The organism is Marinobacter sp. CA1 (assembly GCF_020546665.1).
Lineage (GTDB): Bacteria > Pseudomonadota > Gammaproteobacteria > Pseudomonadales > Oleiphilaceae > Marinobacter > Marinobacter xestospongiae.
In genome coordinates, this window is the sequence record NZ_CP071785.1 from 237,203 (window position 1) to 248,842 (window position 11,640).

The 11,640-nt window shown below is 60.6% G+C and carries 13 protein-coding genes; 6 read left to right on the forward strand and 7 right to left on the reverse strand.

From position 1 onward, the window contains the following. Positions 1-228: 228 nt before the first annotated feature. The 3 genes from J2887_RS01025 to alr all read left to right on the forward strand — a co-directional run bounded on the left by J2887_RS01025 (position 229) and on the right by alr (position 3,391). Positions 229-585 carry a RidA family protein gene (locus J2887_RS01025; RefSeq protein ID WP_227173498.1) on the forward strand — a complete coding sequence of 119 codons (357 nt, stop codon included), beginning with the start codon at positions 229-231 and terminating at the stop codon, positions 583-585. Positions 586-952: 367 nt separating this feature from the next. Continuing rightward, on the forward strand, positions 953-2,212 hold the full coding sequence (locus J2887_RS01030; RefSeq protein WP_227173500.1) for a D-amino acid dehydrogenase: 1,260 nt from the start codon (positions 953-955) through the stop codon (positions 2,210-2,212). Positions 2,213-2,284: 72 nt separating this feature from the next. Then, a complete protein-coding gene (gene alr / locus J2887_RS01035) occupies positions 2,285-3,391 on the forward strand; it encodes an alanine racemase (RefSeq protein WP_227173502.1) in 1,107 nt (368 codons plus the stop codon). 15 nt (positions 3,392-3,406) lie between these two features. Here alr and hisI read toward each other — a convergent pair whose 3' ends face one another. The 7 genes from hisI to J2887_RS01070 all read right to left on the reverse strand — a co-directional run bounded on the left by hisI (position 3,407) and on the right by J2887_RS01070 (position 8,170). Next, positions 3,407-3,922: a phosphoribosyl-AMP cyclohydrolase gene (gene hisI / locus J2887_RS01040; protein WP_227173504.1), complete on the reverse strand. Its 516-nt coding sequence runs from the start codon at positions 3,920-3,922 to the stop codon at positions 3,407-3,409. 25 nt (positions 3,923-3,947) lie between these two features. Then, positions 3,948-5,324, reverse strand: coding sequence for a dihydroorotase (locus tag J2887_RS01045; RefSeq protein ID WP_227173506.1), 1,377 nt, complete (start codon positions 5,322-5,324; stop codon positions 3,948-3,950). A gap of 22 nt (positions 5,325-5,346) precedes the next feature. After that, positions 5,347-5,907 carry a hypothetical protein gene (locus tag J2887_RS01050; RefSeq protein WP_227173508.1) on the reverse strand — a complete coding sequence of 187 codons (561 nt, stop codon included), beginning with the start codon at positions 5,905-5,907 and terminating at the stop codon, positions 5,347-5,349. 26 nt (positions 5,908-5,933) lie between these two features. After that, positions 5,934-6,137 carry a hypothetical protein gene (locus J2887_RS01055; protein ID WP_227173509.1) on the reverse strand — a complete coding sequence of 68 codons (204 nt, stop codon included), beginning with the start codon at positions 6,135-6,137 and terminating at the stop codon, positions 5,934-5,936. A gap of 94 nt (positions 6,138-6,231) precedes the next feature. Beyond that, positions 6,232-6,618 (reverse strand): DALR domain-containing protein, encoded by a 387-nt coding sequence (locus J2887_RS01060; RefSeq protein ID WP_267461608.1) that lies wholly within the window; start codon positions 6,616-6,618, stop codon positions 6,232-6,234. A gap of 40 nt (positions 6,619-6,658) precedes the next feature. Next, positions 6,659-7,573 (reverse strand): GTP cyclohydrolase FolE2, encoded by a 915-nt coding sequence (folE2, locus tag J2887_RS01065; protein ID WP_227173512.1) that lies wholly within the window; start codon positions 7,571-7,573, stop codon positions 6,659-6,661. 228 nt (positions 7,574-7,801) lie between these two features. Beyond that, the gene (locus J2887_RS01070) at positions 7,802-8,170 is read right to left on the reverse strand and encodes a hypothetical protein (RefSeq protein WP_227173513.1); all 369 of its coding nucleotides are present in this window, start codon (positions 8,168-8,170) and stop codon (positions 7,802-7,804) included. A 187-nt stretch (positions 8,171-8,357) separates the two neighbouring features. Here J2887_RS01070 and J2887_RS01075 point away from each other — a divergent pair, with 187 nt between their 5' ends. From J2887_RS01075 to J2887_RS01085, 3 genes are all read left to right on the forward strand, one after another. Next, positions 8,358-9,923 carry an MmgE/PrpD family protein gene (locus J2887_RS01075; protein WP_227173515.1) on the forward strand — a complete coding sequence of 522 codons (1,566 nt, stop codon included), beginning with the start codon at positions 8,358-8,360 and terminating at the stop codon, positions 9,921-9,923. A gap of 209 nt (positions 9,924-10,132) precedes the next feature. Then, a complete protein-coding gene (locus J2887_RS01080; protein WP_227173516.1) occupies positions 10,133-10,690 on the forward strand; it encodes a sigma-70 family RNA polymerase sigma factor in 558 nt (185 codons plus the stop codon). Continuing rightward, positions 10,687-11,589 carry a FecR family protein gene (locus tag J2887_RS01085; RefSeq protein ID WP_227173518.1) on the forward strand — a complete coding sequence of 301 codons (903 nt, stop codon included), beginning with the start codon at positions 10,687-10,689 and terminating at the stop codon, positions 11,587-11,589. Before J2887_RS01080 ends, J2887_RS01085 begins: the two co-directional genes overlap by 4 nt. Positions 11,590-11,640: the final 51 nt, after the last annotated feature.

Genomic DNA, 11,640 nt, shown 5'->3' on the forward strand with positions numbered 1-11,640 from the left:
GTAGTGAGTGGCTAGTGACTGCAGGGGACGCTGGCAGACAGTGATTACCACTAAATTTGTATTGGATTGCAGCTTTTATCGCTGAATACGTCCGTAATAAAACAAACAGCCATGGCGTGGGCAAGCTAGAATTGGGGCCAGAAGATCGATCCGTGCCATCACGGCGCACTGATCCATCCACCGCTGATCCATCCACCGCTGACCCATCCACCAAAGAAAGAGAGCGACATGTCAGAGATTCAACGCGTGCATTCCACCGACAGAATGAGCCGCATCGTCAAACACAACGGTACGGTCTATCTGTGCGGGCAAACCGCCGGCGACGCATCCTGGGACATCGAGAAACAGACCGAAGAATGCCTGAAGAAGGTGAAGGGCCTGCTGGAAGAGGCCGGCAGCGGGATGGACCGGATGCTCTCCGTCACCATCTATATCCGCGACATGAAGGACTTTGCCGCCATGAACTCGGTGTGGGATGCATGGGTTCGTGAGCTGCCCAAGCCCGCCCGTGCCTGTGTCGAGGCCCGCATGGCGCGTCCGGAAATCCTTGTCGAACTGACGGTGGTTGCCGCTGCCAACGACTGAGCCGGTGCCGGACCGCGACGTCACCCGCCGTCGCGGTCCGGGCCCCTGAATCTCCTGCGACTTCCTTTCTACCTTTCTCTCTTTCTTCCTGTCTTCCACCCCGTCCTGACCGGTTCTGTCCTGCCAAAGGTTGCCTACCGTCGAACGAAGCCTCACGCCTGCCTGGGCGATACGGCCGTGACTGGAGACGGCTGGCTATTGGTCATTATCTGGCAAAGTGGTTAAAGCTTTCTTTTTTTAATTTCTCAGGATTTATCCCTGTTTTTTGTCAAATAAAGCAGATTTTTGCTGGTCGATTTTCATTACCATCAGCTGATAACGAGGTTTGATGTTGCAGTGCCCGCTGGGGCGGAAGGAGAGAGCAGCTATGAAGATCGTTGTATTGGGCGGCGGCGTCGCCGGAGTCTCGACGGCCTGGTACCTGGCCCGGTCCGGGCATGAGGTGTCGGTGATTGAACGACGCTCGGAGGTGGCGGATGAGACCAGCTATGGCAACGCGGGCATGCTTTCCTACGGCTACACCAGTCCCTGGGCCGCACCGGGCGTGCCTTTCAAGGCGATCAAATGGGCGATGCAGGACATGGCGCCGATTCTGATCAGCTCGTCATCGTTCAACCTGCGGACCGCCCGCTGGATGACCAAGATGCTCGGCCAGTGCACCGAGCAGGCTTACCGCATCAACAAGGAGCGAATGCTGCGGATTTCCCAATACAGTCGCACCTGCCTGAACGAACTGATCCGTGAGCTGCCGCTGGCGTTCGATCATCGTGCCAAAGGCACCATCGAGCTGTTCCGCGACCAGGCGAAGATGGACGCCATTGGCGCGGACCTTGAGTCGCTGAAACAGTGCGGTGTCCGCCATGAGGTAATTGGCCCGGCGGACTGCATTCAGCATGAGCCGGCACTTGCCAATGTGCGGGAGAAGTTCGTGGGCGGGCTGCGCTTTCCGGAAGACGAGACCGGGGACTGCAACCGTTTTACCGCCGCCCTCGCTGAGCAGTGCCGGGCCATCGGCGTCGAAGTTGTGTTGGACACCACGGTCGAACGGCTCAACCGGGATTCGAACCGCATTGCCAGTGTTCATACCTCCCGTGGGGAGGTTACCGCCGACGCCTTTGTGGTGGCGCTCGGCAGCTATTCCTCCGCACTGCTGAATCCGGTGGGGTTCGATCTGCCGATCTATCCGATCAAGGGCTACTCCCTGACCCTGCCCATTGTTGATCCTGCCAGGGCGCCCCAGTCCACGGTAATGGATGAGTCGTTCAAAGTAGCGGTTACCCGTTTCGATGACCGCATCCGGGTGGGGGGAACGGCGGAAATAGCCGGGTTTGACCTGAGTCTGGACCAGAAGCGCCGGAAGCCGACGGAGTTTGTGATTCAGGATCTGTTCCCGGGCGCCGGTGACCTCAGCAGGGCCGAGTTCTGGTGTGGCCTGCGACCGATGACGCCGGACAGTGTGCCGGTGGTGGGGGCGACGCCGATCGCCAATCTGTTCACCAACACCGGCCATGGCACCCTGGGCTGGACCATGTCCCAGGGCTCCGCGCGGCTGCTGTGTGACGTGGTGAACGGGCGGCAGACCGAGATCGATACTGACGGCCTGTCCATTCACCGGTATGTGAACTGAGGCTTGTAGCGCGGAATCTCCCAATACCCTGACCGATTGGTCAGGCTCCCGGAACAACAAAAGGTGTATCCCATGGCCAGGCCCGTAACGGCGAACATTGACCTCGGCAGCATTCGGCACAACTTCCAGTGTGCGACGTCGTTACGTCCTCAGGGGCGGACCCTGGCGGTGGTCAAGGCGGATGCCTATGGCCATGGGGTGGCGGAGGTGACCGGTGCGCTGGCAGATCTGACCACCGCGTTTGCCACCGCCTCGATCGAAGAGGCGCTGGCGATCCGGGCCACCGGACTGCCGCATCCGGTGTTGCTGCTGGAGGGCTTTTTCGACGCCGAGGAATTGCCGGAGATCTCCCGCCAGGGCTTCTGGAGCGCCATCCACCACGAATGGCAGCTGCAACAGCTGGAGCGGGCGGTGCTACCCGCGCCGATTTCGGTCTGGCTGAAAGTGGACACCGGCATGCATCGCCTCGGGTTTACCCCGGCGCAGGCGCTGGATGCCTTTCGCCGCCTGCAGGCGCTGCCTCAAGTGAACCACATTGTGGTGATGAGCCACCTGGCCAACGCCGACGTACCCGACTCGCCAGGCATCTCCGTGGCCGCGCAGCTCGCCAGGCTGCCGCGTGAGTTTACCGAAGCGGGCGTCGAGCTGAGCCTGGCCAATTCCGCCGGTGTGTTGGCTCATGAGCTGGCGTGCCGGCACTGGCAGCGGCCCGGCATCCTGCTGTACGGCGCTTCGCCGCTGGCGCAGCAGAATCCCCACAGCCGGCAACTGCAGCCGGCAATGACACTGACAAGCCGGATCATTGCCACCCGTTGGGTGGAGCCGGGGGAGCAGGTGGGTTACGGCGGCCGCTTCATCGCCAGCCGCCGCTGCCGGGTTGGCACCGTGGCCATCGGCTATGCGGATGGCTACCCGCGCCAGGCGGTCGAGGGCACGCCAGTGCTGGTGGGTGGCCAGCGCACCGGCATTGTGGGGCGGGTCTCCATGGACATGCTGACGGTGGATCTGACCGACCTTGCCGATTTCACTAAAGCCGATGTGGGGACCGAGGTGGAGCTGTGGGGCAAGAACCTGCTGGCCACGGAAGTAGCCAGCGGCTGCGATACCATTCCCTATCACCTGTTTACCGGGGTGACGGCGCGGGTGCCGCGGGTTTACACCGGGAACCGATGCCCATAGGCGGCCGCTTCCGCCTCAAAGCTTGGTGGGGTTGGGAGCATCACCATACACCGCAACAGGGTCGAAGCGTTTCTCACGTTCAACGAATACCAGCTTGTCTCCGTGTGTTCTGTCTCCTGCAACCGGCACTTTCCGGTAGAAACAGGAGTGGTAACCAACATGACAGCTGGCACCCGAACCCGCCACGCTGACTTTCAGCCACACCGCATCCTGATCGTCGTCAATCCGCATTTCAACAACCCGCTGTACCAGACCGCTGGTTGCACCTTTGTGCCAGAGCACTTCTCGGCTGCGGCTCCAGTAGTGGGCCTCGCCGGTAGCAATGGTTTTCTGCAGAGCCTCTTCATTCATGTATCCCAGCATAAGCACTTCGCCAGTGTCGGCTTCAGTTGTTACGCAGGTAATGAGGCCATTGGCGTCGAACCTGGGGGCCAGTTCCGCCCCTTCCTCGACCTGTTCGATGGAGCGTCTGGTCGCAAACGTTACCGTATCCGGTGTCGGTGCCTGAGCGGCAGTTGGGGCGGTCTTCATGGTGGCGTCTCTCAAAATGGTGTTGTTAACAGGGAGCGGAAGGCCCTTCCGGGGTTTCAAGAAATTCAATGGCCTGACCTGACGGGCTGCCGACAAGTTGTTCATCGCGCACAACCGCCTGGCCGCGGACGACGGTATGGATGGGCCAGCCTGTGATGGTTTTGCCATGGTAAGGTGTCCAGCCACTGCGACTGGCAATCCAGCGGTTCTCAATCGTTCGTTGTGCGGCCAGATCGATCAGCGTCAGATCGGCATCGTACCCAACCGCGATGCGTCCTTTACCCTCGATCCCGAATACGCGCGCCGGACCGGCACTGGTCAGATCGACCAGTCGCCGCAGGCTGAGGCGACCGGCATGAACGTGATCCAGCATCACCGGTAACAGGGTCTGGACGCCCGTCATGCCGCTGGGGGATTGCGGATAGGGTTGCGCCTTTTCCGCCAGGGTGTGAGGCGCATGATCACTGCCAATCACATCCACGATGCCCTCGCGAATCGCCTGCCATAACGCCTCCTGGTGGCGCTGTTGCCGAACCGGTGGGTTCATCTGCGCCAGGCTTCCGAGGCGCTGGTAGCACTCGGGTGCGGTCAGGGTCAGGTGGTGCGGTGTCACTTCCACCGTTACCCGGCGTTTGTGCCGTGCCAGGTATCGCAATTCCTCGGCGGTGGAGATATGCAGAACATGCAGGCGACGCCCTGCCTCCTCGGCCATGGCGACGATGCGTTTCGTCGCCAGCAGCGCAGAGTCGACGTCTCGCCATTGCGGGTGCTGGCAGACATCGCCGCTGGCTTCGACAATCGATTTGCGCTGCCGCAGCCGGGCCTCGTCTTCGGCATGCACAGCCAGACGCCGGCGTCCGTGTCGCAGAATGCGGCGCAACACCGTGTCGTCGTCCGCCAGCAGGTCGCCAAACGAACTGCCCATGAACACTTTGACACCGGCACACCCGGGCAGGGCCTCCAGTCGCTCAAGCTGGCCGGCGTTGACTCCGGAACCGCCGATGTAGAATGCGTAATCACACCAGCTCCGATCCTTGGCTGCGTCCAGCTTGGCCTGCAGATCCGCCTGTCCCAGCGTCAGCGGGTTGGTATTCGGCATCTCGAAAACTGCGGTGACACCGCCCAGTACCGCCCCCCGGGTTCCGGCTTCAAGATCTTCCTTGTAGGTCAGGCCCGGCTCGCGGAAATGGACCTGGCTGTCAATCACGCCCGGCAAAATGTGCAGCCCCTGTGCCTCAATCGTCGACCTGGCGGTCCATCGGTGCCGCAGTGATCCAATGGCCACAATGCGGCCGTCGCGGCTGGCGATGTCTGCCGTTTCGGCGCCATTGGGCGTTATGACCGTGCCGCCGACAACCAGAAGGTCGGCGTGCTGTTGCAGGGGCTGTGTCGCTGTGCTCATGGTGACGGTTCCCGGTCCCGACTCAGAATTCGTTCTGGATAAGCTTGTAACCACGCACCAGGTCGTTATTGGTTCGTGCGACATCTTCGGAAAACTCGCTGGCGGACACGGAAACCTGGGGCAGGGAGGTTAGATCGGTGCTTTTGCCGATCTGCGTCGTGGAACGGACATAGAACCCCGGGGGCAGGTGGCAGCCATCCACCACGGCGTTATGACGCACCACACAGCGGTCCTCCACCGTACAGTTGAAGAGCACGCTGTTGAATCCGATAAAGACGCCGTTGCCGACCGTGCAGGGGCCATGCACGATGGCCCGGTGGGCGATGGAGGTGTGTTGCCCGATGGTCACTCTGGCGCCGGACTTGGAATGAATGACCACGCCATCCTGGATGTTGGAGTGTGCTCCGATCACAATCGGGTCGATGTGCCCATTGCCATCCATTTCATCCGCACGTATCACGGCATAGGGCCCAATAAAGACATTGGCCTCAACGATGACCAATCCACACAGGATAGCGGTGGGATCGACGAAGGCATCGGGGTGAACCTGAGGCAGGTCGCCGCGAGGGTTCTTGCGAATCATCCGGGGTTTCCTTGATCGTGTGATTTTCAGAGTTCACGTCTGGCGCGCTCGAACCAGTCGAGCGTCCTCGCACGCTGTTCATCGCCATACAGCTGGACGAACTTGGCCGTCATGTGATCCGTTGGCGTATTCAGCGCCCTGATTCGCGCTTCGATAAAGGGGCGTGTGAGTGGCTGGTCACAGATCACCGTGATGCAGTGTCGCCATTCTTCGTAACTTTGAGGAATCATCAGGCGTTCTCCTTATGGGTGGGCTGCGATGGCATTTGTCACGTCTCGGCGTTGCCCGCGCCGACTATGGCCACATCCTGACGCTCAGGACGGTTCATCCCTGCAGATCCCCGGCCCGATGCCAACGCGCGCCTTCGGGGGTGTCTTCAATCAGCACGCCGTTCTGGTCCAGCATCGTTCTCAGCGCATCTGCACGGGCGAAGTCACGCTGATCACGGGCCTCCTGCCGCTGGCGGAGCATCGTTTCAATACGCTCGGGAGACAGTTGGTCGGCGTCGGGTTCGGCGTGTTTTCCACGTAACTCACGGACCGCCTGGTGTGCGGGGCGCTGCAGCAAACCGAGCATGGCTGCCGACGACCGGAATGTGCGCGCCGCCGCTTGTGCCAGCTCATCCGTTTTGGCGGCTTCCAGCCGATGGCAAAGTTCATGCAGCCGTTTCAGGGCCCGGGAAACGTTCAGGTCATCCCGCAGGGCGGCCACAACCTCTGGGTCGGGCAGAGCTGGACCCTGTCCGTTGCCATCAGCGGCTCCCCTGATACTCAGCACTGGCGGCGGCAACGGCGTCATGAGAGTGCAGGCTTTCCAGGTGGCGAACGTGGGTGCGGAGGTTGTCGTAACGGCCGGACAGTGCGCTCTGGATGCGCCGTGCGGCATCCTCCACATACATCAGGTTCTGGCCATTGAGCGAGGCAAAGGCCTGCTCATCCACTCTTTTGACTGCGGTCTGGACCGGCGTAGCCAGGATGGCCTCGATCTGATCAATGAGTGCCATCAAGCCGAAGTCCCGGGCCGAAGCGGGAATGTTCACGCTCACGCAGGCTTCGCTGCGCTGGCTGTGGGGCGTGGCAAGCGTGGCATGCTGTTCCAGCCATACCGCCACATCCTCACTCTTGAGCCCGGTGTCTTCAGGAAAGGCGCTTCTGAAACCATCGGCGATCAGCTGCCGGGACAAGGCCGCCGAGCAGGGGCAGGTTGAGGAGTACTCCACCTGAACGGATGCGCTCAGTGAAAACGAACCCCGTTCCAGCGTTGCTTCAAGCTGAACCGGATACGCTTTCCAGCCCGCCAGATCCGATGAACGCAGTGCCGGGCGTCGGCTCAGGAGACTGAATTCCAGGACTACCCGCGCGCCATCGGTATGGCAGTCCTGATGGCTATCAATCATCCGTTCCAGCAGCGTCCTGAGATCTCCGGGAGCCACGGTCTCCAGACGCGATGCTTCATCAAGCATGCTATAGATGCGTGACATGTGGATGCCTTTTACGGTCACCCCAGGCAAGTTGACCAGCGCGTCCACAACGGCGTGAACCGGTCCCGGGCAGCCAGGTTCAGACAGCTGCAGGGGCAGATCAATCCGGCTCATCCCGACCCACTCCAGCGGGGTGCGGATTGCTGACGTTTCGTTGCTGGCAACATCGGGCAGGTCTTTGTTCATGCTAAAGCTGTTGCGATCTCGTGGAGGTAAATGGCTGTTCAGTGTCCGCGGGGCAGAGCGGAAGAGGGCCGCAGGTGACGCTGCTTGCTGCCGAGTCTCGACCGCCCTGTGCTGATCTGATGTCAGGCTAGAAGTGTTATGTTATAACATTGTATTGTGTTTGGAAACCCACCGTCCTTTATTGGCGCTCCCTTAGTCGGTCAGCGAATCCGCCGGGCCAGACAGCCGTTACTCCAGAATCGTCAGTCCGCCTTGGCTGATCGTTACGCTGGCGGTTGCAATCTCGCGTTCCACGTTGCTGGCTTCCCGCAGGCACTGAGCACGGAACAGCTCCGCTTTCTCGGGATTTTTCGCTTCCTGGTTCAGGCGACGACGCAACCACAACAGAACGTCGAGTGGCCGCTCGGGTGCGCTGTTGTGGTGGCAGGCATCGCGCAGCGCCAGAGCCGCGGCGATAAAGTGCCTCAGTTGCCTGATCGTGGTATCCCTGAAGACCAGCGGCAGGCTTGCGATCGCCAGTTCCGAACGTGCATTCTCATAGCGCTGGGTGATTGACTCCGGGGCGGAATCTGATCGCCCGCAGCGTTTGGCATCCATGGTTTGATCCCTGTTACTGAAGAGAAAATTTTGGCAGCCTCGGCGCACTACTTTTTGAGAATAGTAATGTACATGAAAATCATTAACATCAATGCTGTGGCAGCCTCGCTTCGGCAACCGCTGTCGGCGCTCCAGCCAAAATGAGCGCTATGGCGTTATTGTTCAATTCAACAGAGGAGAGATTTCCATGGCGACGACGGTTCACAGTGTCAGAGCAGAAAATCAGAGCGGCGATCTTGCGCGTCATGATCAACTGGCATGGAAGCTGGCCGAGCTGGCCACTCAGGCCAAGTCACAACCGCTTGATGCGGCGTCCGTCGAAATGGCGAAAAACCGCATCATTGACAATGCCGCTATTGCCCTCGGTGCCGCCAATGAGCGAGCCGTGGTGGTGGCTCGTGGCGAAGGGCGGTTGGTTGCTGGTGCCGGCAAGGCCACAATCTGGGGGCTGAAAGGGGGCTTCCATCCGTTGGCGGCGGCGTTTGCCAATGCCGTGGCGGTCCGCTTTCTGGACAATGATGACACGTATCTGGCGGCGGAATACTCCCATCCAGACGACAACATCTCGCCCGTTATTGCGGCGGCTCAGCAAGCGGGTGTGTCCGGCGAGGATCTACTTCGTGGCATCATCGTGGCGTATGAGGTGCACGTTGCCCTTGTTGGTACCGGTAACGGCACCGGCATCTGTCTGCACAAGCACAAGGTCGATCACATGACCCATATTGCGGCGGGCACTGCGGCGGGCATTTCATCCATGCTGGGGCTGTCCACGGAGCAGGCGTATCACGCCATCAACTTCGCTGTGCACAACGCCATTTCCTCACGCCAGTCGCGTAAGGGGGATATCGGTGCTCAGAAAGAGTTCGTTCCGGGCTTTTCCGCTGAAATCGCACTCAAAGCCGTGCATCATGCGATGCACAATCTGAAAGGACCGAATCCGGTGTATGAGGGGGTGGACAGCATCATCCGGCGCTTCCTGGATGGCCGGGACAACCCCGAGGCGGTGTACAGGGTTGAGCTGAACGATCCCGCCCAGGCACCGATGCGCAATATCCTCAAAACCTACCCTAAACAGCACGCCTTCGAATACCAGGGACAGGCGATCATTGACCTGGCGCTGCAAATGCGTGAGCAACTGCCACGGGATGCCAGCGGCAACGTCGACATGGCGCAAATCGCAAACATCGTGCTTCAAACCAGCCACCATACCCATCATGTGATTGGTACAGACGCGAATGATCCACAGAAGATCGATCCCGATTCGCCGCGTGGCACGCTCGACCACAGCATAATGTTCGCGATTGCACGGTGTATCCAGACCGGAGAATTCCACAAGGACCGCGCCTACCAGATGACAGCGGATGAGAAGGTCGCTCTACGCAGCCTGATGATGAAGATCGAGACCCGGTTTGATCAGCACTGGGAAGATCTCTATCACGATCAGGACCCCAATGTTCAGGCATACGGCGGCCGCATGACGATCACGACCAAAGACGGCGAGACGATCACCGACGAAAAAACCCGTGCCAATGCCCACCCTGGTGGCGATACCCCATGGCAGCGCCCGGACTACATCGCCAAGCTTGAGGATTACACGGCAGGCCTTGTAAGCGATGCCGAGCGCAACCGGTTCCTGGCACAGGTCGATCGACTGGAGCAGCTGTCAGGCGAGCAACTGATGGAGGTGAACCTGGTCGCCGATCAAGCCAGCCTGATTGTCCCTGAGACCATCGGAATTCTTGACCCGCAGTAGTGCTGCGCGGAGTTACCACCGCTACCCGGCCAAGTCCCGCAAACTGGGCGGATGACCGCTCAGTTGCGGGCAGCGTGGCCTGACATCGCCATATCTGCGCAGTCAATCCGCCGGCAGGCCTGAGAAAATCATTGTTAATCGAACTCACTTGTTAGTTTAAATGCTAAAAGTTATCATTACCATCTCGTCATAACGATGTGGTAGTCCCCATGGTCCCTGGCCACCCCAATTCCCACGACAGCTGTGCTCTGAATCCAGGCCGAGAGATAGAAACCCTTTATCGGGAGCACCAGCCCTGGTTGCGGAACTGGCTCAGGGGCAAGCTTGGCTGCCCCGCCGATGCCAGCGACCTGAGCCAGGACAGCTTCCTCCGCCTGTTGACCGTGGACCTGTCGTTGTTGCAGGAGCCCAGGGCCTACCTGCTGGTCATCGCCAACCGGTTGATGATCAATCGCCATCGGCGCCGGCAGCTTGAGGCAGACGTTCTGCGCCAGGTCGCCCACACCGTTGAGACCCAGAATCAGCAGGGGCCGGCAGAAATCGTCGCAGCGCGGGATCTGCTGCACCAGGTGCTGATGATGCTTACCGAGGAACTGCCGGACAAACCCCGTAAGGCTTTTCTTTGGGCCCGCACCGAGGGCATGAGCTACCGCGAGATAGCCGAACGCCTCGACGTATCCCAGAGCAGTGTCAAACAGTACATTGCCAGGGCCCTGGTCCACTGCCACGCCCGCCTCTACGATGACTTCCGGGATCACGGCCAATGAGTGAGATGAATACCATCCGGGAGCAGGCCGCCGAGTGGCTGATCTATCTCGATGCGGGCGGCCCCGGCGATCTCAACCGGGACCCGGGATTCCGCGAGTGGCTCGAGCAGGACCCCAGACATCCGCGCGTGTTCCAGCAAATGCAGCAATTGTGGTCGGGGGCCAGCCCCGTGCCTTCACCATCTCGCCTTGGGCGGGCGTTTGGCACTGTGGGTCTTTGCCTGCTGCTGGCTGTCTGTGGCGTGCAACTTCCCTGGCAAACCTGGCGGGCGGATTACCGCAGCGACGTTGGTGAAGTGGTCAGCTATCAGCTTGCCGATGGCAGTCGACTCACGCTGAATACCAACAGCGCCGTCAACGTGGACTTCGAGCAGGGCCGGCGCCACATCGAGCTGATCCGGGGCGAGGTGTTGGCGGATGTGGAATCGGACCCCGAGCGCCCGTTTGTCGTTGCCACCAGCAACGTGTCGGCGGAAGCCCTTGGGACGCTTTATAGTGTGCAGCACCACGACGACCACAGCCGGGTCACCGTGTACGAATCACGGGTGCGGGTGACCCGCCCGGGCACCAACGAATCACTGCAGCTGTCGGCTGGACAGTGGGCCAGGGTGGGCGCCGACATCCAGTCCGGCACTGGAACCCTGCCCGCCACTCCGGACTGGAGTCGTCGTCAGTTGATCTTCAACGGCGCATCCCTCAAGAGCGTGGTTGAGCGGCTGGGGCATTATCATCCCGGCGTGCTGATGTTGAGTGACGCTCTGGCCTCTGGCTCCCGACGCTTCACCGGGGCGCTGCCCACCGATGACAGTGAGGCGGCACTGGCGCTGCTCGCCGCGTCACTGAAGATCGACATCGGCGGCTTGCCGCCCTATGTCGTGTACCTGGACGAAGCCCCCTGAAAAAAATTGTGGGTCGTGACTGCCCGATTCTCTGCCCCGATTGTCATTACC